The 22,771-nt window shown below is 63.2% G+C and carries 20 protein-coding genes and 1 riboswitch; of the genes, 11 read left to right on the forward strand and 9 right to left on the reverse strand.

Annotation, left to right across the window (positions count from 1 at the left end):
• The first annotated feature begins 139 nt into the window (after positions 1 to 139).
• From JQN66_RS01460 to JQN66_RS01480, 5 genes are all read left to right on the forward strand, one after another.
• Positions 140 to 3,130 (forward strand): prealbumin-like fold domain-containing protein, encoded by a 2,991-nt coding sequence (locus tag JQN66_RS01460; RefSeq protein WP_204676364.1) that lies wholly within the window; start codon positions 140 to 142, stop codon positions 3,128 to 3,130.
• A gap of 81 nt (positions 3,131 to 3,211) precedes the next feature.
• Positions 3,212 to 4,711, forward strand: a complete 1,500-nt coding sequence (locus tag JQN66_RS01465; RefSeq protein ID WP_204676365.1) for a SpaH/EbpB family LPXTG-anchored major pilin — start codon at positions 3,212 to 3,214, stop codon at positions 4,709 to 4,711.
• Positions 4,712 to 4,806: 95 nt separating this feature from the next.
• Positions 4,807 to 5,748, forward strand: a complete 942-nt coding sequence (locus JQN66_RS01470) for a class C sortase (RefSeq protein ID WP_204676366.1) — start codon at positions 4,807 to 4,809, stop codon at positions 5,746 to 5,748.
• 50 nt (positions 5,749 to 5,798) lie between these two features.
• Positions 5,799 to 6,191, forward strand: a complete 393-nt coding sequence (locus JQN66_RS01475) for an MmcQ/YjbR family DNA-binding protein (RefSeq protein ID WP_239464099.1) — start codon at positions 5,799 to 5,801, stop codon at positions 6,189 to 6,191.
• Positions 6,192 to 6,785: 594 nt separating this feature from the next.
• Positions 6,786 to 7,109, forward strand: coding sequence for a putative quinol monooxygenase (locus JQN66_RS01480; protein WP_047118098.1), 324 nt, complete (start codon positions 6,786 to 6,788; stop codon positions 7,107 to 7,109).
• Positions 7,110 to 7,188: 79 nt separating this feature from the next.
• Here the strand turns inward: JQN66_RS01480 and JQN66_RS01485 are convergent, their stop codons facing one another.
• The 3 genes from JQN66_RS01485 to JQN66_RS01495 all read right to left on the reverse strand — a co-directional run bounded on the left by JQN66_RS01485 (position 7,189) and on the right by JQN66_RS01495 (position 10,718).
• Entirely contained in the window at positions 7,189 to 9,393 is a 2,205-nt protein-coding gene (locus tag JQN66_RS01485; RefSeq protein WP_239464100.1) for a bifunctional metallophosphatase/5'-nucleotidase, read from the reverse strand.
• Between the two features lie 241 nt (positions 9,394 to 9,634).
• Positions 9,635 to 9,844, reverse strand: coding sequence for a hypothetical protein (locus JQN66_RS01490; RefSeq protein WP_188948484.1), 210 nt, complete (start codon positions 9,842 to 9,844; stop codon positions 9,635 to 9,637).
• Positions 9,845 to 10,016: 172 nt separating this feature from the next.
• Entirely contained in the window at positions 10,017 to 10,718 is a 702-nt protein-coding gene (locus tag JQN66_RS01495; RefSeq protein ID WP_188948524.1) for an HNH endonuclease family protein, read from the reverse strand.
• A 222-nt stretch (positions 10,719 to 10,940) separates the two neighbouring features.
• Here JQN66_RS01495 and JQN66_RS01500 point away from each other — a divergent pair, with 222 nt between their 5' ends.
• The 4 genes from JQN66_RS01500 to JQN66_RS01515 all read left to right on the forward strand — a co-directional run bounded on the left by JQN66_RS01500 (position 10,941) and on the right by JQN66_RS01515 (position 14,571).
• Positions 10,941 to 11,600, forward strand: a complete 660-nt coding sequence (locus JQN66_RS01500) for a hypothetical protein (protein WP_204676368.1) — start codon at positions 10,941 to 10,943, stop codon at positions 11,598 to 11,600.
• A gap of 4 nt (positions 11,601 to 11,604) precedes the next feature.
• Positions 11,605 to 12,207 carry a hypothetical protein gene (locus tag JQN66_RS01505; protein WP_204676369.1) on the forward strand — a complete coding sequence of 201 codons (603 nt, stop codon included), beginning with the start codon at positions 11,605 to 11,607 and terminating at the stop codon, positions 12,205 to 12,207.
• Positions 12,208 to 12,272: 65 nt separating this feature from the next.
• Positions 12,273 to 12,366: riboswitch (TPP riboswitch) on the forward strand.
• A gap of 61 nt (positions 12,367 to 12,427) precedes the next feature.
• Entirely contained in the window at positions 12,428 to 13,237 is an 810-nt protein-coding gene (locus JQN66_RS01510; RefSeq protein WP_204676370.1) for a 3-oxoacyl-ACP reductase, read from the forward strand.
• Complete coding sequence (locus JQN66_RS01515; protein WP_204676371.1) at positions 13,234 to 14,571, forward strand: NtaA/DmoA family FMN-dependent monooxygenase; 1,338 nt, start codon at positions 13,234 to 13,236, stop codon at positions 14,569 to 14,571. The genes JQN66_RS01510 and JQN66_RS01515 overlap by 4 nt, the downstream gene beginning before the upstream one ends.
• Positions 14,572 to 14,691: 120 nt before the next feature.
• Here the strand turns inward: JQN66_RS01515 and JQN66_RS01520 are convergent, their stop codons facing one another.
• Entirely contained in the window at positions 14,692 to 15,879 is a 1,188-nt protein-coding gene (locus JQN66_RS01520; protein WP_204676372.1) for a siderophore-interacting protein, read from the reverse strand.
• 199 nt (positions 15,880 to 16,078) lie between these two features.
• Here JQN66_RS01520 and JQN66_RS01525 point away from each other — a divergent pair, with 199 nt between their 5' ends.
• Positions 16,079 to 16,426, forward strand: a complete 348-nt coding sequence (locus JQN66_RS01525; RefSeq protein WP_188948478.1) for a zinc ribbon domain-containing protein YjdM — start codon at positions 16,079 to 16,081, stop codon at positions 16,424 to 16,426.
• Between the two features lie 90 nt (positions 16,427 to 16,516).
• Here the strand turns inward: JQN66_RS01525 and JQN66_RS01530 are convergent, their stop codons facing one another.
• Together JQN66_RS01530 and JQN66_RS01535 are read right to left on the reverse strand one after the other, a co-directional pair.
• Positions 16,517 to 17,179 (reverse strand): NADPH-dependent F420 reductase, encoded by a 663-nt coding sequence (locus JQN66_RS01530; protein WP_204676373.1) that lies wholly within the window; start codon positions 17,177 to 17,179, stop codon positions 16,517 to 16,519.
• Positions 17,180 to 17,199: 20 nt separating this feature from the next.
• Entirely contained in the window at positions 17,200 to 18,261 is a 1,062-nt protein-coding gene (locus JQN66_RS01535) for an LLM class flavin-dependent oxidoreductase (RefSeq protein ID WP_204676374.1), read from the reverse strand.
• Between the two features lie 251 nt (positions 18,262 to 18,512).
• Here JQN66_RS01535 and JQN66_RS01540 point away from each other — a divergent pair, with 251 nt between their 5' ends.
• Positions 18,513 to 19,121, forward strand: coding sequence for a GerMN domain-containing protein (locus JQN66_RS01540; protein WP_239464101.1), 609 nt, complete (start codon positions 18,513 to 18,515; stop codon positions 19,119 to 19,121).
• A 251-nt stretch (positions 19,122 to 19,372) separates the two neighbouring features.
• Here the strand turns inward: JQN66_RS01540 and purL are convergent, their stop codons facing one another.
• From purL to purS, 3 genes are read right to left on the reverse strand one after another with little or no spacing between them, the layout of a single operon-like run.
• Complete coding sequence (purL, locus tag JQN66_RS01545) at positions 19,373 to 21,685, reverse strand: phosphoribosylformylglycinamidine synthase subunit PurL (RefSeq protein ID WP_204676375.1); 2,313 nt, start codon at positions 21,683 to 21,685, stop codon at positions 19,373 to 19,375.
• Positions 21,682 to 22,434: a phosphoribosylformylglycinamidine synthase subunit PurQ gene (purQ, locus tag JQN66_RS01550; protein WP_188948474.1), complete on the reverse strand. Its 753-nt coding sequence runs from the start codon at positions 22,432 to 22,434 to the stop codon at positions 21,682 to 21,684. The genes purL and purQ overlap by 4 nt, the downstream gene beginning before the upstream one ends.
• Positions 22,434 to 22,685: a phosphoribosylformylglycinamidine synthase subunit PurS gene (gene purS / locus JQN66_RS01555; RefSeq protein ID WP_188948473.1), complete on the reverse strand. Its 252-nt coding sequence runs from the start codon at positions 22,683 to 22,685 to the stop codon at positions 22,434 to 22,436. Before purS ends, purQ begins: the two co-directional genes overlap by 1 nt.
• Positions 22,686 to 22,771 lie beyond the last annotated feature (86 nt).

Here is a 22,771-nt window from a genome sequence, read left to right on the forward strand (position 1 = left end):
GAATCAAGCGATGCGAAGTATATGTTCCGCATCGTTGAGCGTTTTACTCGTTGCGTCTTCATTTGCCTTTTCCGCGCCCGCAATCGCTGCTTCCAGCGATTCTGCGACAGCCGGACCCACCGATGCGCAAGAAGCTCCGATGACAGCTGCCTCTGTCGAGGGGTTGCTACCTTCGGCGACTTCTGAGTCGGATGAACCATCTGAAAACGTGCTTGAGCAGGCTGAAGAAAATCCTGAACCCACCGAATCGCCAAGTCCGTCTGCAACCGCGACGGTTCCTGCAGCAAAGCCAACGCCTGAGGCTGAAGCTGATCGCACCAGTTCACCTTCACCCGTCGAGCAGAGCGAGAAAACCGAGACGGCAGACCAGCCAGCGTTGATAGCTTCGGGGCCGGACAGGGTTCCAGGCTCGTACGTCCATTGGGAAGTTGTTGACGAAAAAGGTAAGCCGGTTACGGGCACCACTTTTACCTTCGAACGCCTGGCAAACCGCAAATGGACTGGATCGAGAAACGTCAAGGATTGCGTATCCAGCAGCTGTTCTGTCATCGATCGGGATAGCGAAGCAGGTGAGTACCTCGTCAAATGGATCGACTCCGATGCTCCGGGTTTTAATCCATCCGGAAACACTGTCACCGCAGGCAGCCGTTACCGGGTTAAGCCAACGAACCCGCCCATGGGGTACGAATGGGTTTCCAGCACCGCCGCAGTGGACTCGAATTCGCTGACTTGGACGGGACAGGGCGAAAACCGGACGCTGGATTTCGGTACGTTCGTCGTCAGGAAGTCGTCGTTCGCGCCGGTCTGCGAGGCCGGTTATGTCTATGGTCTCAGCGGCACCGGGCAGATGCAGAGCGTGAGCCCGGAAGGGGTTGTCGGTAACCTTGGCAAACCTGCTGCATCCGTCAGCGATTTCAATGGTTTGGGCATTGGACCGGGCGGTTCGCCTGCTTTCGCCTACGAACGTTCAAATGGGGCGAAATCTGCGGCGGTATACCGCTTCGACTCCATTACGGGAACCTGGGCATCTACCGGTGCCAGCATCAATTCTCAGACGTCAAACCGTGATGTTCAGTTCGTCGCGGGAGCGGTCAACCTTGATACCGGACGCTACCTGATCGGAGGATACACTCCCGCGAACACCAGTCCACGGGTTTTCCGTATCTGGGAATACGATCCTGCGAAGAACACGGTGTCCTACAAGGGGCACATCGCCACCAACTCCGGGCTCACCGATGCCGCAAACGGCGACATGGCTTTCGACGCGAACGGCAACTTGTTTGTCGTCCGCGGTAGCGGAACCACCACCACCATCTACTCCGTCACCGCTGAAAACCTGGCCAATGCCACGACCGGGGGATTGATTCCATCCTCCGTGAGCAAGCAGGTTTCCACGATGGACAACGTCAATGGTGTTGCCTTCGATGCCGATGGCAAGGGATACCTGAGCTCCAGCAACACTGTGCGCAGCTATGACATGCCTGGATGGACCAACCCCAAGGACGTCTCCAAGTCCCTCAATAGCAGCGCGGATCTTGCTTCCTGCGGCTCGCCTCCGACCATCACCATCGAAAAGTTTGTTGAAGGCGGACGCGTTGCCCCGACCGACCAGTTCAACCTGACGCTGCGCCAAGGTGGAACGGCCGGCACGGAAATCGGTACCGCAACGACCACCGGCGACAAGGACGGACTGCAGGGCGAGCGTGTGGGCCCGCTGCCAACCGTTCGCAATGTTGAACTGCATTTCAGCGAATCCGCTGCGGGAACCACCAAACTGGCCGACTACGCCTCCAGCTACCGATGCCTGGTGGATGGGGAACAGAAGGTTCAGGGGAACGGAACGGCTGGCGTGATCACGATTCCTGCCAGCGGACAGGCTGTCGAATGCCGTTTCTACAACTCCCCGCTGATTGCTCAAGTCAACGTGCATAAGCAGATTACGGATTCCAAGGGAGAAAACCCGCTACCTGGGGCGAACTGGAAGGTCGGAGCAATGGCCAACGCCACCGCTGGAACCATCAAGTCTGCACCGACAGCATCCGAGCAGAACACCAACAATGCTGGAACTGCCACCTGGAAGTTCTCCTTCGGAGGCAAGAACGACAAGGCGAACCTCTCGGTCCAGGAACTGATGCAGGACGGCTATAAGTTCAAGGAAGGGATCTGCGAGGTAACCGCGCTTGACGGCACCGTCAAGAAGTCGGAGCTCAGCGGTGCGACTAGCAACCCGAACGTGGCAATTGTTCCGGGCGATGTCGTGGACTGCACCTTCGTGAACTCGCTGAAGCCGGCAAAGGTCACGGTGGGCAAGCAACTTCAGGACGTTGCTGGACAGAATCCAAAGCCAGCCGCGGGGTGGACCGTCGGGGCAACACTCGAGTCGGGCAGCGCCAACGGCGTCTCCATCAGCACGCCGGAGGTCGCGGTCACCGCGGCCAACGGCAAGGTTGAGAAGCCTTGGATCGTCGACTTCCCGACCAAGCCCGGCGCACGGGCCCAGGTGAAGGTGCACGAGACAATGCAGAACGGATACGACTTCGTCGGTGGCACTTGCCTGGTCACCGCAGACAACGGCACGACCCGCGAACAGCCGCTTAACGCGGTGAGCGGCGTGCTTACCGGGCTGGCGCCTGGTGAGTCTGTGGACTGCACGTTCACCAACAAGCCCAAGCCAGGTGTCATCACTTGGGAAAAGGTTGATGCCATGGGATCCGCGTTGCGTGGCTCGGAATGGGAGCTGACCGGCCCGGGAAGCAACAGCGAAGCCTCAATAATCACGGATTGTGTTGCCGCTGATGCAGGCAAATGCAGCGGTCCCGACAAAGATCCAAAGGCCGGAGGCTTCCAGCTCACCGGCCTGCACTGGGGAACTTACACACTGGTTGAAACCAAGGCACCGGCTGGTTTCGTCCTGGACGAAACGACCTACACAATCTCGGTGGGGGCTAAAGCTCCGGCTCGAATTGTGTGGGACCTCGGCCAGATCACCAACGAGCAACGAGAAGGACTGGACCTGCCGCTGACCGGCGGCACCGGAACCCAGACCTTCCTGTTGGGCGGAGGCGCGGTATTGCTGGCGGCTCTCGGGATTGTCGGATGGCGTCGCAAGACGACCGCACCCAAAAACTAACAAATTTTCACAGTTTTACTCATTTTCACTCGCAGCCGCTTGCTGGGGACGCAGCGGCGCAATAGAAAGGACACAGCTGAAATGGCTGAATTCAAGCACACTCGGGGGAAGCGTGTACTGACCGGTATGGGCGTAATGGCCTTGACCGCTGCAGGCCTGTTCGGGGGAGCCGGCGCCGCGATGGCTGACCAGGGTGGCTCTCTGGGCAACATCGACGATTCCCGCCCAGGATCCATCACGATCAACAAGCACAAGCACCAGAATGGCACCGACGCCACGCAGAAGCCGGACGGCAGCGGTGACAAGATCACCACGGACGGCATTGCCGGCGTTGAGTTCACCGCCTACCAGCTGACCGACGTGAACCTGGGCGAAACCAGCGACTGGGACAAGCTTGAGAACCTGAACCTTTCCAACGCCTGCACCTCGATCCCCGGCCACACCCTGGGTGCGCCAATTGTTGCGCCGTTGACCAACAGCTCGGGTGTCACCACCCTGACCGGGCTGAAGCTCGGCGCCTACGTCATCTGCGAGACCGCCGCTCCGGCCGAGGTTGTCGACCGTGCGCAGCCTTTCGTGGTCACCATCCCGACGCCGTTTGAGAACAGTTGGCTCTACGACGTCAACGTCTACCCGAAGAACGGTACGACCGGCATCACCAAGTCCATCGACCCGCAGTCCGACCTTGGCTTGGGCGGCGTCGTGAACTTCCCGGTGACCGTGGACGTACCGAAGACCAAGAGCGGGGAAATCATGACCCGCTTTGAAGTCACCGATACCTTCGACGCGCGACTGGGCCTGAACGGCACCGGCGTGGCCAGCGTCAAGATGGACGGCGCTGCCGTTGATCCGAGCTACTACTCGGTTACGAATGAGGGGCAGACCGTCAAGGTCACTTTCAACGAAGCCGGACGCCAGTGGCTGAAGACCCAGGGCGAGAAAAAGGTCGTCGTGACCTTCTCCGCCGTGGTCAAGGAAGTCGGAAAGATCGAAAACGACGCCGAAGCCTACATCAACACCCCGGGTCACGAAGGCAAGGTCGAATCGAACGACGTCACCACCAACTGGGGCGACCTGGTTGCACTGAAGACCGCCAAGGGAACCAACGCCGCACTGAAGGGTGCAGAGTTCGAGGTCTTCGCCGCCGAAGCGCCCTACGCCGACACCTGCGAAGGCGCCAAGGCCACGGGTGCGGCCCTGAGCGTCAACGGAAAATCCTCCTTCGTCAGCGGAGACAACGGCGTGTTGAGCATTGCCGGCCTGTACGTCAGCGACAGCGTGAACGAAACGAAGGACGCTGCCCAGCGTTGCTACGTGCTGAAGGAAACCAAGGCCCCGGCCGGTTTCGTCACCCCGGTGGGGGACAAGGCGTTCACGCCAGTGGCTGTGAAGATCGGTGCCAATGAGACCGGCATCTACGACGCAACCATCGTCAACAGCCAGCAGGACGTACCTGAACTGCCGCTGACCGGTGCCAACGGCCAGATCCTGATGGTCATCGGCGGCACTGCGGTGCTGCTGGTCGCCGGTGGAATGGTCATCGTGAGCCGCCGCCGGGCAGCCCGCGAAGAAACCAAGTAGCAGCCGCACCTGCGGTTCAGCTCCTGTGATGGCGGGCGGGCGACAGCTCGCCCGCCATCGCGGGTTTAAACTCCCACCCTTCGTCAGGACACATCATGCCCGATACCCCGAACCCCACCCCGGCGAGCACCGCCGTTCGCGCAGATCGCGAAGCCATGGCCGCCCGCCGCTGGCGTCCGGGGTTGCTGACGATCGCCAGTTCCCTGCTTGCAATCATCGGGCTGAGCGTTGTTATTTATCCTTCGGCTGCCAGCTGGCTGACCTCCTACAACCAGTCGCTGCTCATCGAGGAGATGGGCCAAAGCCTGGAACATGCCTCGCCTGGCGTCGACCAGCAGCTGGCCCTGGCCAAGGCCTACAACAATGCGCTGAGCTCCGGCGTGGTTCTCGACGCGAATGCCAATGTGCCGACCGGCAGCGGCATCACGTCCAATGCGGATTTGCGGTATGAAGACATGCTCAGCGCCGGAACCTCGGATGTCATGGCGCGCCTTCGGATCCCCGGAATCGATGTCGACCTGCCGATTTATCACGGAACCAGCGATGAAACGCTCTTGCGCGGCATCGGTCATCTGGAAGGCTCCAGCCTGCCGATCGGCGGCGCCGACACCCACTCGGTGCTCACCGCCCACCGCGGCCTCGCGCAGGCCGAGATGTTCACGAACCTGGACAAGGTCGGCGTCGGAGATCGTTTCACCGTCGAGGTGTTCGGCGAGGTGCTCACCTATGAAGTTCGCGAGACCAAGGTGGTCGACCCGGAAGACACCGACTCCCTGCACGCGGTATCCGGGGAAGATCTCGTCACTCTGGTGACCTGCACGCCGCTGGGGATCAACAGCCAGCGTATCCTCGTCACGGGAGAACGGGTCACGCCGACCCCCATCGAGGACACAGAAGCGGCTGGCGAAGACCCCAGGATCCCGGGATTCCCCTGGTGGGCTGTGATTTACGGTGGCGGGCTGCTGGCAATCGGGGCGTATTTCTGGCGATCCGGATACGGAGACGCCCGACGATCCGCGGCAGCCAAGGCACGCTGATACCGTAGAATCCGAGACGAAACCACAGGCGATCGAACGGGGTGGCCAGCATGGATGATGCAGACATGGAGCGCACGGAAAACATTTGGCGGTCCCTGTGCCTGCAGATGCCCAGTGCCTATGAAGACCATCCCTTCGGACCGGGGGCCACCGTCTTCAAGGTCGCTGGCCGGGATCGGGCCAACGGCAAGCTATTTGCGCTGCTCATGCACTTGCACGGTGAGCTCCTGCTGAACTTGAAATGCGAACCCGCGCTGGCCGACCAGCAACGCAGCGAACACCCGCAGATCACCCCGGGGTATCACATGAACAAGAAGCACTGGAATTCGGTGCGGGTGGGGCTGGACGAGCAAACCATGCGCGAGCTCATCGAGGATTCCTATGATCTGGTCGTCGACGGAATGCCGAACCGGGACAAGGACGTGATTCGCCGTACCTGGTGAACGTCGGCACGGCGCCATCGAAGGCATGGGATTTTGAAGGGGGCGGCTCTCCACCGTATTGGGGGTAGATGGAGAGCCTCACTGCTACACAAATAACTTGGGGGATTATTTGCGCCGCCCCGGCAGCGATGGATGATCGCAAGATTCATCCTAAATACAGTCTTGTCAGGTTGATTTTAGATTTCAATATGATCTCTGTCCTTGGGCTACCTAAGTTTTCCAACATCGCTACCTGCAATTGGCTCAAGAAGGCTATTTCCGGATGCAACACGTCAAGTCTTCAGTAGGATGGATTGCAGGTCAGGCGGTCGACCGAAGCGTGGGGGCGTTTCGGTTCAAGTCTTTCTGCCTAGGGGAAGGGAGTAAGTCGCCGCACGACCGCACTCTTGCGCCGTTCTGGATCTTCCGGCGGGATCTGACGAAACCGGTCACTGCAAGCGCCAGCGCCTGAGTGCACCGGCGCTTCGGATCCCGTGCCGAGGCAATGCGACAACGAGATCGAGCCACGGGCCCGTGGACTGCGGTTTCGCCAAAGGGATAAACAATACACCCGTTTTCCGTCTTGAACCGCCTAAGAATCAATAGACTAGAAGCATGTACTTCATCGTTGTTAAATATCAGGTAAAGCCGGAATTCACCGACAGCTTCATGGACCACGTTGCCGAATTCACCAAGGCCACCCGCGCCGAAGAAGGCAACCTGTGGTTCGACTGGTCGATCAGCGTCGAGGACCCCAACGAGTTCGTGCTCGTCGAGGCATTCCGCGATGACGAAGCCGCCGGGGCCCACGTCAATTCCGCGCATTTCGCAGCCGGGCTGGAGTCCATGCGCCCGCTGCTGGTATCCACCCCGAAGATCGTCTCCCGCAAGGTCGACGGCGAGGACTGGGACACCATGGGCGAACTGGTCATCGACTAATTCACTCATTAATCGTTGAAGGCGCGGACCCCGTTGGGGGTCCGCGCCTTCACTTTACGCAGCTGGCGCGGCGATCAGCCTAGTGGCTGTTCTTGTTCCCGAAGCGGCGTACCAGCAACAGGAGGATGCCCAGCAGGACGATGGCACCGGCCGCCATACCGATCCAGGATGCGCTGAATCCGGTCTGCGCCAGGTCGTCGCGGTCATTCTGATTGCCGTTGTCCGTCGGGGTGGCAGACGCGCTCGGCGTGGCGGAGCCGGTCGACTCGCCCGATGCGTCAGGAGTCTGCGTCGGCGACGGGCTGGCCGTGGGCGAAGCGCTTTCCGATGGAGTCGGGCTGGCCGACGGCTCCGTGGCCACCACGGTGAATATGGTGGAGATGCTTTCGCGTTGCACCAGCGAGATCAGCAACTCGTAGTCGCCGGCCTCGGTGCCCTCGGCAATCGGCAGGGTGAAGCTGGTGGTTCCCTGCGCGTCAGCCGCCGGAATGTCGGTGATCTCCAGCTCGCCGCCGAAGGACGATGCGGTGATCTGCGCGCCTTCCTCCAGCCCGGTAACGGTGACCTCGATGTCTTCGCCGGCTTCGGCTTCGGTCGTGGAAAGCTCGACCTTGGCCCAGTCGGTGCCGGCGATCATCGCGCGTCCCAGCGGCGCTGGATCGACGACGTCGTGCGACTTGAAGTAGTTCACGGTGGCGTCCAGATCGATCTGCCCGGAGTCGGCGTGGTTCGTGCCTTCGGCGAAGGCCGCGAAGTTGTCGCCGCCAGCGGCCAAGAACGCGTTGGCAACCACGTGGAAGGTGGCCTTCTCATCCAGCGGTTCGCCGTTGAAGGTGATGTCCTTGATGTGCTCCCCGCGCGGGGCCTTTTCGACGTAGGTGTAGGACAGGCCATCGGAGATGCCCAGCTGCAGCTTCGAGCGCTCGGAGCCGTTTGGCTGCCACTGCTGTTCCAGAGCTTCGCGGATCTGGGCGCCCGTCAGGTCGAAGGTCTTCAGCGTATTGGCGAATGGCTGAACGTCGGCGGCCGCCTTGTAGCTGACGGTGCCGTCCTTGCCGTACAGTAGGTCGGCGCGCAGGCCGCCGGCGTTCATGAACGCGATCTGCGCCTTGGCGCCGGCGAAGTCCTCATTCGAGGTGGCCCACAAGTGGATGTCCGCCACGGTATTGCCCAGCGTGGACTCCACGCCGCGATCCGATCCCGGTTCCTTGCCGCCGCGCAGGATGTCGGCTGAGATCTGACCGATCTTCTGGTTACCGACCTTCTCGGATTCCGTGATTGCGGTATCGACGATCTGCGTGACGGATTTGTTCGGGGTATAAACCCATTCGCCGGCATCGTCCTTGATGGCCAGCGGCAAGAGCTCGGTCGAGGAGCTGGCCACTTCACCGCTAGCCTCGTCGACCTCAAGTGAGATCTTGCCCAGGGTGGTGCCATACTGGTCCGCCTGGACGACCGGTCGTTCGGTACCCGTGGGACCTGCGATTTCGCAGTTGTACGGCTGGTGGGTATGCCCGGAAACAATGGCGTCCACCTGCTCGCTGGCACCGCGCACCAGCTCGCCGTAGGTGGTTTTCTCTGCGGCGATAGTGCCGCATGAGGTGTTTTCCGAGCCGTTGTGGGACAGCACGACAATGACTGATGCTTCGTCGTTGGTCGTATCGCCGTCGGAAAGCTGCTTGGCTACGCGGTTGACCGCTTCGAGCTCGTTGCCGAACGTAAGGTCTTTGATGCCCGTGGGGGTGACCAGCGACGGGACGTCCGCGGTGACCGTGCCGATGAAGCCGACGTTGACGCCGTTGACCTCGCGAATTGCATATTCCTTCAAAGCAGGCTCGCCGGTGGCCTTGTCATAGACATTGGCACCCAGGGCGAAGTCTGCGCCGTCTTGGCCGGAGGCCTTGGCATAGCTCTGGATGACTCGGCCTTTCAGGTCCTTGAAACCGCGGTCGAACTCGTGGTTGCCCACGGTTGACACGTCGAGACCGCCGGCGCCCAATGCTTCGATGGTTGGCGCGTCCTTCTGCGAGGCCGAAGCGAAGGTCGAAGCGCCGATGTTGTCGCCGGCCGACACAAAGAGCGTGTTCGGGTTCGCGGCCCTCAGCGTATCGACTGCGCCAGCCAAGATTGCCGCACCTGCGGAATCTCGATCTTGGGCAATGCGGCCGTGGAAGTCGTTGATGTCCAAGATATCCAGGGTGAATGTCCCCGGGGCGGCTGGTTCTGCTGCCGGGGCGGCCTGCGCGGCAACGCATCCGGAGGCAATCAAAACTGCAGTAGCCATGGAAGTCAGCGTTAAGTTTTTGATCTGCCTGAACGCAGGCATAGATCCTCCTCAGAGTTAAGCGTGTGACCTCTCTCATGTTTATCCCATGAAGATGAACCTGTCGATGCTTGAACGTAAATTTCACGTATAAAACAGATCTTTGTGGCATCGAGCGACGCCGTACCGGTAGTTGGCGTCGCTTAAAGCGCCGCATGCCCTGCCGGTGGGCAGGGCATGCGATGGGTGAACTTTAGTCCTTTTAGCGTTGGCGCTTGCGGCGTGGATCGCCAGCGGTTGCGGAGGACGAACCGACGATATCGCCGAGAAGCAGCATGGCCGCCGCAATGAACATCAGGGTTGAGGCGACCCAGCAGGTAGTTGCCATTGAGCGCTGGGAGTTGTCCAGCGCGAACACGAAAATGCAGACGCTGGCTAGCAGCAGTACTACGCCGAGCAACCGTGACTTCATTGTGCACCTTTGAACTGTCGATTTTCGCTAAATCATCGCGAAAACAATTCGCTATCAGCTGGAATAACATCAATCATGCCATAACTCCAGCTGTTTGAACATACGTCCAAGGTGGTAATTTACTGTGAAACGCTCAGTCTGAGGGTTGAGAGTAGCGGCCGGTAGGGGTTGCCTAGACGCAGGAAGCCAAGATCTTCTTGATAGCGTCGTGTTCCGCTTGGGTCATCCAAGCGCCGTACTTGGCCTTGACCTGGGTCTGCCGTGATACATATTCACAGCGGAAGTCCTTGTTTGGCGGTAGCCAAGTTGCCGCATCCTTGTCGCCCTTGGAAGCATTGGTGGGACCATCGGAAGCCAGCAGGTTTAGCGGGTCGTTGGCGAATTGGAGGCGCTCGTCTTTGCTCCATTTTTGGGCGCCCTTCTGCCAGGCATCCGACAGCGCAACGATGTGGTCGATCTGCACGGCCGAGCTCGTGGTCTGGCCTCGCTCGAAATTGATCGTCTTGCCGGTGTAAGGATCATCAAATGTTCCGCTCAGCACCACGCATTCGACCCGGGCCGGCTTGTACTCGACATTTTCCAGATCGCGAGCGAGGATATCGTTGCGTGCATCGCAGCCGTTGTTGTCGGTATCCTTCCATCCATTGCTGAACTGCTCGCGGGAATAGCCGGTTTTCGGGGCGCGGCCCTTGATTGCGATATCCTCCAACTGTTCCAGCGATTCGGAGTACTCCGCCTTCTGATCGGCGGACGGAGCCGCCGCCTGGGCACCATTCGTCCCGCTGAAATCCGTGGAAGTCAGTGCGGAGCATGAAGCCAGGCCCAGGGTGGACGCAATAAGGACAACGGATAGTGTGCGGCGCGGCAATCGCATGCGGTGGTACTTCTCCTTGACTAAGCGACAGGGACGGAATCCTCGGTCCCAGCAATCGACCTTATGCTCCAACACCGACGAAATCATGCTTCCTGTTTGGTGTCTGCTTGTGATTCTCTTCTCGGCGGCGGGTCGGCTGCGTTGGGAAAGTTATCAATTTGTCGCCGTAATCCAGTGTGACAAGTATTGTTTTCCTTCGATGGGCGAAATACGGTCGACATAATGCTGTATTTGAACGATTATTGGGATTTTCCTGTGAAGAAGATTTTGTTCCCGTTGCTCACCGGCGTGCTTCTGCTCAGCGCCTGTACGACGCCCGTATCCAAGCTTGAAACCGATGAACAGCAAGGTGGAGGAAACGGAACAGCATGGGATGCCGAGCAACAAGACCACGATGAAGATCCGTACGCGAAGTACTACCAAGAAGGCATTCCGATATTCTCGGAGCTGCAAACGCAGGTTCTGCGACCTGCGCCGATCTTCGGGGATCCGGATTCTCGTGAGAACGCCGATGAACTGCTGATGGGAACGGCCGGTTTCTTCCGCGTAACGACCTACACGGATGAAAACGGCCAGCCAGTATCTGTCAACGAATCGATGTCCATGGGCGCTGACGCGCAAGATGCGGGAACCTACGTTGTGGAATTCGGGTGTTGGGGAGTCGGACTCGCAACTTTGCAGGTATTTCTCGACAGCGAGGCTATGGATCCGGATGTCTTGCCTTCAAACGAGATCCCGTTGAACTGCGGTATCCCCGCGAAAACAACTGAAGGTGTGTTTGAAATTGACCGGGCCGCCCAGGGCTACACCATTTTAGTTTCTGGAGAACCTGAAACGGTCGGCTCTTTCGAGGTCAATCTGTACCGGAGAAATGACGGGTGACTGGATGAGGAAGATGATGCCTCTACTCGGTGCCGCGGTTCTGGCGCTCACGTCCTGCACGACTCCGGTCTCCGAATTGAGCCCGGTAGATCGCGAATTTTCCAACCTGGGATCGGACAACATTCAATACCGGCAGCCCATCGCGGAGCTGTCGTCGGAGGAGAAGCTCGAACAACAAGAGGCCGCGATGACCTTTCCCCCGCTGATGTATCTTGCAGTAGTCGGGTTGCATTCAACGGCCGGGAGCGAAGAAAGCATGGGTTTCTGGCAAGGAGAACTCGACCAACGTGGATATCACGGGCTGGTTGCCTGGGCCGCGGCGGGATTCAAGTACCAACAGGGCGGAACCCTGGCCCCGGACACAACATCTGTTGAGGTGGACTTGCCCGGGCCGTATTTGATCAAATATGCCTGCACCGGAACGGGCCAGGTCGACCTGACTGTCCGGGACGGGGCAACGACATTGCTGGAGCATTCCCACACGTGCACGAAACCCCACAACGTGGCCGAGTTCGAGATCGACCGGAAGCTAATCCAGAGCATGGTCATCGAGCAGGTTCCGCAACCTGAAACCCGAGCTAGCTACGAATACCAAGTGATCCAGTAGCATCCCGAAACTCCCGGAAGAGACTTGTGTTGGGTCGTCCGAGACGGCCTGTGGTACTAATGGGACATAGTGACACGGGGTGCCGCCGAGCGGCTGAGATAAAACCCGTCGAACCTGATCCAGTTAGCACTGGCGAAGGGAATGTCCTGGATACCTCGATGCCACGCATCCATCCCGGGGTCCCGTTCGCCTTGACACATCTTCAAGGAGTTCGAGCACCATGAACGCACGCACAGCAATCGACGCCGCAACGTCGGCAAACTCTTCCCTTCCTCTCAAGGACCAGCTGGTGCTGGTCACCGGCGGAGCGCGCGGACTGGGCGCCGCCATCAGCACCGCTTTTCTGAAGGCCGGGGCGCAGGTCGTGATCAATTACAACAGCTCCTTCCAGGCGGCCGAGGAACTGGCCGATGCCTTCCCCGGGCAGGCGCTGGTCTTGCAGGCCGACGTGCGCGACGCCGACGCGTTGAAGGCGCTGGTTGCCGCGGCGACCGAGCATTTCGGACGACCAGTCACCACCCTGGTCAACAACGCCCTGGTTGACTTCTCCTTCAACGGGGATGCCCGCTCCAAGGCGGACGAGCTGTCCGCCGAAGAACTCACCGCCCAGTTCACCGGCTCCGTGCTCGCACCCGTCGGTGCAATCCAGGCGGCGCTGCCGGGCATGCGCCAGGCCGGCTTCGGGCGCATCATCAACATCGGCACCAACCTGTTCCAGCACCCCGTGGTCCCGTACCACGACTACACCGCCGCCAAGGCGGCGCTGCTGTCGCTGACCCGCACCTTCGCCGACGACCTGGGCCCGGAGGGAATCAACGTCAACATGGTTTCCGGCGGCCTGCTGCGCACCACCGATGCCTCGGCGGCCACCCCGGCGGAGGTCTTCGACCTGATCGCCTCCGGCACCCCGCTGCGCCGGGTGACCTCCCCGGCCGAGCTCGCCGACGCGGTGCTGTTCTTCGCCTCGCCGCTTTCGCGCGGGGTGACCGGGCAGAACCTGATCGTCGACGGCGGACTGGTCAAGGGATGAGCCAGCCGGTGAAGCAGGCCCGTTTCAACCTGTTCATCTACGGCGCCGGACACCACCAGGCGGCCTGGCGTGCGCCGGACTCCCCGGCGGAGCGGCTGGGCGAGACTGCGTACTACGTCGAATTGGCGCAGGTGGCCGAACGGGGCCTGCTGGACGCGGTGTTCCTGGCCGACGGCCAGGCCGTTGCCCCGGAGGCCGCGGCGGCAGGTCCTACCTGGTTCTTCGAACCGTTTACGCTGCTGTCCGCGCTGAGCCAGCACACCAGCCGGATCGGCCTGGTCTGCACGGTGTCCTCCAGCTTCTACACCCCGTTCCATGCCGCCCGCATGCTGGCCAGCCTGGACCGGCTTTCCGGCGGCCGGGCCGGGGCCAATGTGGTCACCAGCATGTGGGACGCCGAGGCCCAGAACCACGGGCGCGAAACCCTGGGCGACCATGCCTACCGCTATGGCCGCGCGGATGAGTTCATCACGGTGCTGCGCCAGCTGTTCGGCTCCCACCCCGCTGCCGCGGTGCAGGCCGACCGCGAGGGGGTATTCACCGACCCGAATCAGCTCTCGCGCATTGACCATGCGGGCGAGCACTTCGGGGTGCGCGGGCCGCTGAACATTCCCGACGGGCCGCAGGGCGCCCCGGTCCTCTTCCAAGCCGGGGCCTCCGCCCAGGGGCGCGAGCTCGCGGCGGCCCATGCCGAGGCGATCTACGCGGTGGCCGCGGACCGGCAGATGGCGCTGGACTACGCGCAGGACGTGCGTTCCCGGGCCGCCGCGGCCGGGCGCGATCCGCAGGCCCTGGCCATCATGCCGGGGCTGGTCGCCTACGTGGGCCGCACCCTGGAGGAGGCCAAGGACAAGCAGCGCCGGCTCAACGACCTGCTGCCCATCGAACAGGCGCTGGCCCAGCTGGCGGTCTTCGTTCAGCAGGACACCCATGCCTGGGAACTGGATGCCCCGGTGCCGCCGTTGCCCTCCGCGGCGGAATTCACCGGCCCAGCCGGACGCTATGCGACGATCCTGCGGCTGATCGAGATCCACCAGCCGACGGTGCGCGAACTACTCGGGCTGCTGGCGGCCGGGGGCGGGCACTGCACCGTGGTGGGTACGCCGGAGATGATCGCGGACGAGATCGAGCTCTGGCTGGATACCGGGGCGGCTGACGGCTTCAACCTGATGCCGCCGAACCTGCCCGACGGCCTGGCCGATTTCGTCGAACTGGTGATCCCGGAGCTGCAGCGGCGCGGGCGGTTCCGCACCGCCTACGAGCACCGCACGCTGCGCGGCCATCTGGGTCTGCCCATGCCGGTCGCCGGGGGAGCGCTGGCCCAAGCCCGCTAGCAGCCGCCGAGATACGCCGACCGCCGTGTCCCTAGATGCTGGTCGCCGAGCCGGAATACAACCGAAGCGCATTGCGTTTCGGTGTATTCCGCCTCGGGCAGGAAACCGCAGGCACGGCGGTCAGCGCATCATCCGTCCTTCGCGCAGCGTCCAATAGGAGGAAATGTGGGTTGAGCGCTTCGACAAATTCCACTGCTCGCAGATGCGGCTGATCGCCTTGACGGTGCTTCGTTCCGCATGCGCCACAACACCCAGGCCACGGCTCGGAACGGTCAGCGTCTGGAACGCATCGGCCAGGACTTCGCTGCGTCCGGCCGGAACACCGTCGCGGGAAAGCCAGCGCAATTCAACCCCTTGAGGATGTTTCACGTCAAACATTCCTTGGTCGTCGGCGATTTCGAGCAACGCCACCCCCTGCGCGTGCTCCGGGAGCGCTTCGAGGATTTTGGAGATGGCGGGGATCCCGGCTTCATCCGCGGCCAGCACATAGTATTCGGCCCCCAGCTGGAGGGAAGTTTTGCTGCGTGCCGGGGAAATGACCAGCGCCGCCCCCGGCTCGACCGTTCCCGCCCAGTGCCCGACCGTTCCGGGGCCGCCGTGGACCACGAAGTCGATGGCCAGTTCGTCGACCACGTGGTCGATCCAGCGGATGGTGTAGGACTTCGAGCGAGGCATCATTTCGCGGGGCAGCCGCTGGCGCAGCTCTCGGAGGTCGTAGGGCGGAACCAGGCCCAGGGCCGGATCTGCCGCATAGACCTTGACGTATTCATCCAGGGCGCCATTGGATCGGTAACTGTCGAGGTTCGGGGCGCTGGCCACGATGCGCACCAGCTGGTCGCTGAGCTTCTGCACCCGGGTCACGGTCAGGACATGCTGGTCGATTTTGTGCCGAGGGGCTTCGACGTGGCTGACCGGCGGGGAGTAGCGGGCCAACGGTTCTTCGTAGGTTTCGGAATACGGCCGCGCCTCCTGCGCCGCGGCGGGTGCTGCCGGGGGCGCCGCGCCGGGAGCTGGGGGAGCGTAGCGCGTCGGGCTGAACGAGGTGCGCAGCGTCTTGTCCAGCACCTTGCGCGCGGCGGTGAGCGCCGCGGCGGCTCCGGCCCGTTCGGCGGCGGCCAGCAGTTCGCCGGTCTGCTGCTCGTCCAGCAGCGACCCGCTGGCGATGCTCTGGTACAGGTGCTCCTTGGCCGTTGCGTGCCCGGCCTGGGCTCCGGCCTTCTCGGCAATCCTGAGCACCTCAAGGGTCAGGCCCTCCTTTGCGGAGATGGACACCTGGGGGCCGTACTTGTTGTATTTGTGCTTCGACATGGTGTGCCTTCCCGCGCTGTTCGGGCTACTGCTCCTAGCCTGAGTATGAGCGAATCGGCCCGGACAGGCAAGGGCGGATCCCACTGACGCAGGAGTCCGGCGGCTGCCGGAAAACACCCGCATTGCGAAGCGGAATCCGATTCCGTCCGATATTCGATTCGGTCGACAATATGCAGGTCAGCTCACTAAAATTAGCCTCATGTCTGATACTTTGCCGCCATGCCCGAACTGTTCCAGCGAGTACACCTACCAGATGGATGCGCTGCTGGTCTGCCCTGAATGCGGCCATGAATGGAACGCGGTCTCCGAGTCCGAAGAAACCGCGGAAGCGGTGATCAAGGACGCCGTTGGAAACATCCTCCAGGACGGGGATACCGTCAGCATCACCAAAACCATGAAGGTCAAGGGCGCGCAGAGCGCGTTGAAGGCCGGAACAAAGGTGCGCAATATCCGTCTGGTGCAGGGCACCGGAGACCACGATATTGCCGCCAAGGTCGACGGGTTCGGCCAGATGGAACTGAAGTCCTCGATCGTGAAGAAGATCTAGACCGGGAAACCCCTGTCGCGGCACGGCCCGCCCCTTCGCTCGAAGGGGCGGGCCGTGCCGCGTGGTGCTGGTTCTTCCGGTGCTGGAGGCCTACTGGCCGGTCAGCGGGGCCGCCGGAGTGGCCAGGCCGATGAGCTCCGCCAGCCGCTCGCGGGTTTGGTTGGCGCCGAATGCCGGCTGCCCAGGCTGCAGCCGCACGCCCTCGGCCAACGGGCCGATCGGCAGCGGATCGAAGCCGAACGCCTCGATGATCCGGCCGGCCTGGTCCACATCCGCGGAACGGTCGCCGGCCAGCGCAATGGCCTTGCGCTGCGCGGCGCCGGCCGGCTGGGCCTCGTCCTCCAGGTCGTGGTAGCCCATGTGGTTGAAGGCCTTGACGAGCCGCGAGCCCGGCAGGAAGTCCTGGATCAGCACGGAAGTGGAAACCCCCGGGGTGTTCAGGTCCTCGCGGATCCCGTCGGTCTCCCACCAGTAGTTCATGGCGTCGATGACCAGCTTGCCCTCCAGCTGCGCGGCCGGGATGTTCCGGTACTTGCCCAGCGGCAGGGCGAGGATGACGATGTCGGCCTGGCCGGCGGCGGTGGCCGGATCCACGGCGACCGCGCCCGGGGTCAGCACCTCGATGGTCAGGGCGATGGCGCCCGGGTCGCCGGATCCGGCGATGAGCACCTTGTAGCCTGCCGCCAGCGCGCGGCGGGCGAGCACGGTGCCGATCTTGCCGGCGCCGAGGATGCCGATGGTCTGCTGCTCCATGTTCTCTGCCTCCTGGCTGGTTAGCTGTTGATCTTGGCGGGCTGCTCGGCGAGCATGTCGCGCACCATCGGGATGACCTTGGTGCCGTAGAGCTCCACGGCCCGCAGGCGGGCGCCGGCGTCCACTGCGCCGCCGGAATAAATCAGGTCGAAGCGTCCGATGTCCAGGCTCCGCAGGGTGGCGGCGATCTTGCGCGCCACGGTTTCCGGCGAGCCGATGTACAGCGACCCCTCCGCGGCCTCGTGCTCGAACTCGCTGCGGCTCATCGGGCTCCAGCCGCGCGAAGCGCCGATCCGGTCGCGCTGCTCCTTGTAGGCGTCGAACATCAGCTCGCGGGCCTGCTCGTCGGTGTCGGCCACGAAGCCGGGGGAGTGCAGGCCCACCGGCAGGGTCTCGTGGCCGAACTGGTCGTTGGCCCGGCGGTACAAATCGACGTACGGGGCGAAGCGCTCCGGGGAGCCGCCGATCACTGCGAGCATCATGCGGAAGCCGTAGTGGGCCGTGCGGATCACCGACTGCGGCGAGCCGCCCACGCCCACCCAGGTCTTCAGGCGCCCTGATTCGGTCTTCGGGAAGACCTCCACGTCCTGCAGCGCGGCCCGCTTGGTGCCGTTCCAGGTCACCGGCTTCTCGTTGAGCAACTCGTGGAACAGGTTGATCTTCTCCTCGAAGAGGACCTCGTAATCGGCCATGTCGTAGCCGAAGAGCGGGAAGGACTCGGTGAACGAACCGCGGCCCAGCATGACCTCGGCGCGCCCGTTGGACAGGGCGTCGACCGTGGCGAAGCGCTGGAAGACGCGCACCGGATCGTCGCTGGACAGCACCGTGACCCCGGAGCTGAGGCGGATGTTCTCGGTGGCGGTCGCGATTCCTGCCAGCACGGTTTCGGGGCTGGAGATGGCGTACTCCGGGCGGTGGTGCTCGCCCACGGCGATCACGTCCACGCCAGCCTGGTCTGCGACCACGGCTTCCTGCACCGTGGCGCGGATGGCCTGGGCCTGCGTTACCAGCTCGCCCGACGGGCCGCTGGGCACGTCGCCGAAGGTGTCGATGCCGAATTCGATGTTCTCGATGGCGTTCATCTGCAGTCCCCGTTTCCGAAATAAGTTGATGCCTCAATCATGCATCAAACTTGTTGACGTGTCAACTACAGTGGGCGTGCACGGCGCGCGGCGGCCCGGAAACGAGCAACGGCGGCCGGGGGAAAATGAGCCCGGGCGGCAACCGGCGCCTGCAACTGAGACAAGAATGCAATGCCTCTGTGCTGGAATGCCATTAACGGGCGCCACTACGGTTAAGGGACTGTTCGTGCAGGCCTAGCAAGGAGGAGATCATGCGACCTCAACGGATGTCCCGACTGCCGATAGCGCTCGGCCTCGGAATGCTTTTCCTGGCCACCGGTTGCAGCGGCGGTGATGGAGATGGCCCGAACAACAGCACCGCCCCTGCGGCGCAAACTCCCAGCTCCGCGGAATCGGATCAGGCGAGCCCGACCGGCAGTTCAGCACCCAGCGCTCCTAGCTCGGCCGCGGCAACGACGGCGGCGTTGACTCTGTTTTATGTTGCGGTGGGCGATGCCGGCCAGTCCGGGCCTGAAATCGGCTGTGGCGACTCGCTGGTCGCTACTCAGACCGGGCCGGAAGAATTCACGAACCAGGTCGAGGCCTCTATGGCGGCGCTGCTCGCCGACGACAACGAGGAACTCGGCGGCTCGGGGCTGCGCAACGCCTTGGCTGCTTCGGATTTGGAGTACGTCACGTCCTTGGTGGACGGGGATGTGGTGACCGTTGAGTTGGAAGGAACCGTCAGTTCCGGAGGTACCTGCGATGACCCGCGGATCATCGAGCAGCTCAAGTACACGGCGATGACCGCGGCTGGTACCGGGGAAGCCGAAATCTTGGTGGAGGGCGAAAAGATCGAAGAAGTGCTCAGCTCCAAGTAGCCGGTTGCGGCTGAGGAATGGCTCGGGGCCGCCCGAGCGTTCCTGGCGCTGTGGGGATTGCGGTTCCGCGGGAGGCGCCGGGCCAGGTTTACGGCGCCTTGCGACAGGTGCTGGACGCATCCGGTACGGGCTTGATGCCCAAAGCTACCGAGTGCCTGGCCCGCGTCTGGCCTCGCGTTCGTGCCCGGCAAGGAAAACGGCGGCCGCTCCCGTAGTGGGAGCGGCCGCCGTTGCGGGCAGTACGGTCGGGTTTAGCCGAAGTACTTGACCATGGTGCCTTCATGGGCTTCACGCAGCTCGTCCACCGAAACGGTGAACTCGCCCTGGACCTCCAGGGCGCCGGACTGCGCGTCGACGACGCCCAGGCGCGCCACGGTGACGCCGCGGGCGCTGGTCATGTCGTTGAAGCGGACCTCTTCACTGCGCGGCACGGCCACGATGGCGCGGGCCTGCGACTCGGAGAACAGCGCGGTGAACGAATCGATGCCGTCGCGGGCCTTGATCTCGTCCAGGGCCACACGGGCGCCGACGCCGTAGCGCAGCACCATTTCCGACAGCGCGGCGGCCAGGCCGCCCTCCGACAGGTCGTGGGCCGAGTCGATCATGCCGTCGCGGCTGGCGTTGATCAGGATCGCGCCCAGCGCCTTCTCCGCGGCCAGGTCGACCTTCGGCGGCAGGCCGCCCAAGTGGCCGCGCAGGTTGGCGAACTCGGAGCCGTCCAGCTCATCGGCGGTGGTGCCGATCAGGTAGATGGCCTGGCCGTCGGCCTCTTCTCGCCAGCCCGACGGGGTGCGGCGGGCGACGTCGTCCAGCTTGCCCAGGGTCGCAACCACCGGGGTCGGGTGGATGGCCTTGTCGCCGGTCTGGTTGTACAGCGAGACGTTGCCGCCGGTGACCGGGACGCCCAGTTCCATGCAGGCATCCGACAGGCCGCGGATGCCCTCGGCCAGCTGCCACATGACGTCCGGATCCTCGGGGGAGCCGTAGTTCAGGCAGTCGGAGACGGCCGCTGGAATGGCGCCGGAGGTGGCGACGTTGCGGTAGGACTCGGCCAGGGCCAGCTGGGCTCCGGCGTACGGGTCCAGGTAGGCGTAGCGGCCGTTGGCGTCGGTGGCGATGGCCACACCCAGGCCGGTTTCCTCGTCGATGCGGACCACGCCGGCGTCATCCGGGGCGGCCAGGGCGGTGTTGCCGCCCACGTAGCGGTCGTACTGGCGGGTGATCCAGGACTTGTCGCACATGTTCGGGCTGGCAATCAGCTCCAGCACGGCGGCCTTGAGCTGGTCGCCGGACTCGGGAAGGTTCTTCCCGGCGTCCGAGGCGCGGAAGGTATCGGCCTGCAGCGCATCCTGCCAGTCCGGGCGGGCGTACGGGCGGTCGTATTCCGGGCCGTCCACCGCAACGGTGCTCGGGTCCACGTCGACGATGACCTCGCCGTTCCAGGTGATGGTCAGGCGGTTGTCGTCGGTGACCTCGCCCAGCCAGGAGTACTCGACGTTCCACTTGGCCATGACGGCTTCGAAGGCTTCCACGTTGTCCGGGGAAACCACGGCCATCATGCGTTCCTGCGACTCGGACATCAGGATCTCGCCCGGGGTCAGGGTGGAGTCGCGCAGCAGCACGTTGGTCAGCTCGACGTTCATGCCGCCGTCGCCGTTGGCCGCCAGCTCGGAGGTGGCGCAGGAGATGCCCGCGGCGCCCAGATCCTGGATGCCCTCGACCAGCGAGGCCTTGAACAGCTCCAGGCAGCACTCAATGAGCACCTTCTCGGCGAACGGGTCGCCGACCTGCACTGCAGGGCGCTTGGAGGGCTTGGTGTCGTCGAAGGACTCCGAGGCCAGCACCGAGGCGCCGCCGATCCCGTCGCCGCCGGTGCGCGCACCGAAGAGCACGACCTTGTTGCCCACGCCGGAGGCGTTGGCCAGGCGCAGGTCCTCATGGCGCAGCGCGCCCACGGCCAGCGCGTTGACCAGCGGGTTGCCCTGGTAGATCGGGTCGAACACGGTTTCGCCGCCGATGTTCGGCAGGCCCAGCGAGTTGCCGTAGCCGCCGATGCCGGAGACCACGCCGTGCACCACGCGCTGCGAGTCCTCGTGGTCGATCGCGCCGAAGCGCAGCGGATCCATCACGGCGATCGGGCGGGCGCCCATCGAGATGATGTCGCGCACGATGCCGCCGATGCCGGTCGCGGCGCCCTGGTAGGGCTCCACGTAGGACGGGGAGTTGTGCGATTCGATCTTGAAGGTCACGGCCCAGCCGTCGCCCAGGTTGGTGACACCGGCGTTTTCGCCCATGCCGACCATCAGGTCCTTCTTCATCTCTTCGGTGACCTTCTGGCCGAACTGGCGCAGGTGGGTCTTGGTGGACTTGTAGGAGCAGTGCTCGGACCACATGACCGAGTACATCGCCAGCTCCGCCGCGGTCGGGCGGCGGCCCAGGATCTTGACGATCTCGGCGAATTCGTTGTCCTTCAGGCCCAGCTCGGCCCACGGCAGCTCGACGTCCGGGGTCGATGCCGCGTTATCGACGGTGTCGATGTTGAATGCTTGAGTCTGCTCGCTCACTTCTTGCCTCCGACGAGGTGGGTCAAAACACTGGTGAAGAACGTCAGGCCGTCGGTGCCGCGGGCATCCGGGCCGAATCCGGCCTCGATGGCGTGCTCCGGGTGCGGCATGAGGCCCACGACGTTGCCCGCCGCATTGCTGATGCCGGCGATCGAGCGGCGCGAGCCGTTCGGGTTCCAGCCCACGTAGGAGAATGCCACGCGGCCTTCGGCCTCGAGCATGTCCAGGGTCTTCTCGTCGGCCACGTACTGGCCGTCCTGGTTCTTCAGCACGATGGTGATCTCCTGGCCGGCGGTGTAGCCGTTGGTCCAGGCGGTCTGGTCGTTCTCCACGCGCAGCACCTGGTCGCGGCAGATGAACTTCAGGTGGTCGTTCTTGATCATCGAACCGGGCAGCAGGTGCGACTCGGTGAGGATCTGGAAGCCGTTGCAGATGCCCAGCACGGGTAGCTTGGCGTCCGAGTTCGCCGCGTCGATGATCTTGTCCATCATCGGGGCGAAGCGGGAGATCGCGCCTGCGCGCAGGTAGTCGCCGTAGGAGAAGCCGCCCGGGATCACCACGGCGTCGACGTCCTGCAGGTCGGTGTCTGCGTGCCACAGGGACACGGCCTGGGCGCCGGCGGCGCGCACTGCACGGGCTGCGTCGCGGTCGTCGAGGGTGCCAGGGAAGGTCACCACGCCGATGCGGGCGCCCGACAGTTCAGCGGTTGGCGTCGAGTAGTCGCCAATCAGAGGAAGTTCGGTGCTCATTAGTCCGCAACGACCTCGACGTTGACAACATCTTCGATGACCGGATTGGACAGCAGGGTCTCGGCGGCCTCGCGGGCCTGGGCCAGGATCTGCTCGGTCACCTCGCCGTCCACGGTGAGTTCAAAGCGCTTGCCCTGACGGACGGCCTCGAAGGAGTTGAAGCCCAGGCGGGGCAGTGCTCCCGCAATGGCCTTACCCTGGGGGTCAAGGATTTCTGGCTTGAGCATGACATCTACAACGATGCGGGGCATCCGGCGTATCTCCTGTGCGCGAAGGGGTTAAATGCCACACGGAGACGTGCCGTCTCACACCAAGGGGATTTGGCGCTCCGCGAGCT

The sequence above is a fragment of the Glutamicibacter protophormiae genome, assembly GCF_016894325.1.
Lineage (GTDB): Bacteria > Actinomycetota > Actinomycetes > Actinomycetales > Micrococcaceae > Glutamicibacter > Glutamicibacter protophormiae.

Coding starts and splice junctions, on each gene's coding strand:
- JQN66_RS01460 (WP_204676364.1), top strand. CDS start 140: ATGACAGCTGCCTCTGTCGAGGGGTTGCTACCTTCGGCGACTTCTGAG.
- JQN66_RS01465 (WP_204676365.1), top strand. CDS start 3,212: ATGGCTGAATTCAAGCACACTCGGGGGAAGCGTGTACTGACCGGTATG.
- JQN66_RS01470 (WP_204676366.1), top strand. CDS start 4,807: ATGCCCGATACCCCGAACCCCACCCCGGCGAGCACCGCCGTTCGCGCA.
- JQN66_RS01475 (WP_239464099.1), top strand. CDS start 5,799: ATGGATGATGCAGACATGGAGCGCACGGAAAACATTTGGCGGTCCCTG.
- JQN66_RS01480 (WP_047118098.1), top strand. CDS start 6,786: ATGTACTTCATCGTTGTTAAATATCAGGTAAAGCCGGAATTCACCGAC.
- JQN66_RS01485 (WP_239464100.1), bottom strand. CDS start 9,393: ATGGCTACTGCAGTTTTGATTGCCTCCGGATGCGTTGCCGCGCAGGCC.
- JQN66_RS01490 (WP_188948484.1), bottom strand. CDS start 9,844: ATGAAGTCACGGTTGCTCGGCGTAGTACTGCTGCTAGCCAGCGTCTGC.
- JQN66_RS01495 (WP_188948524.1), bottom strand. CDS start 10,718: ATGCGATTGCCGCGCCGCACACTATCCGTTGTCCTTATTGCGTCCACC.
- JQN66_RS01500 (WP_204676368.1), top strand. CDS start 10,941: ATGCTGTATTTGAACGATTATTGGGATTTTCCTGTGAAGAAGATTTTG.
- JQN66_RS01505 (WP_204676369.1), top strand. CDS start 11,605: ATGAGGAAGATGATGCCTCTACTCGGTGCCGCGGTTCTGGCGCTCACG.
- JQN66_RS01510 (WP_204676370.1), top strand. CDS start 12,428: ATGAACGCACGCACAGCAATCGACGCCGCAACGTCGGCAAACTCTTCC.
- JQN66_RS01515 (WP_204676371.1), top strand. CDS start 13,234: ATGAGCCAGCCGGTGAAGCAGGCCCGTTTCAACCTGTTCATCTACGGC.
- JQN66_RS01520 (WP_204676372.1), bottom strand. CDS start 15,879: ATGTCGAAGCACAAATACAACAAGTACGGCCCCCAGGTGTCCATCTCC.
- JQN66_RS01525 (WP_188948478.1), top strand. CDS start 16,079: ATGTCTGATACTTTGCCGCCATGCCCGAACTGTTCCAGCGAGTACACC.
- JQN66_RS01530 (WP_204676373.1), bottom strand. CDS start 17,179: ATGGAGCAGCAGACCATCGGCATCCTCGGCGCCGGCAAGATCGGCACC.
- JQN66_RS01535 (WP_204676374.1), bottom strand. CDS start 18,261: ATGAACGCCATCGAGAACATCGAATTCGGCATCGACACCTTCGGCGAC.
- JQN66_RS01540 (WP_239464101.1), top strand. CDS start 18,513: ATGCGACCTCAACGGATGTCCCGACTGCCGATAGCGCTCGGCCTCGGA.
- purQ (WP_188948474.1), bottom strand. CDS start 22,434: ATGAGCACCGAACTTCCTCTGATTGGCGACTACTCGACGCCAACCGCT.
- purS (WP_188948473.1), bottom strand. CDS start 22,685: ATGCCCCGCATCGTTGTAGATGTCATGCTCAAGCCAGAAATCCTTGAC.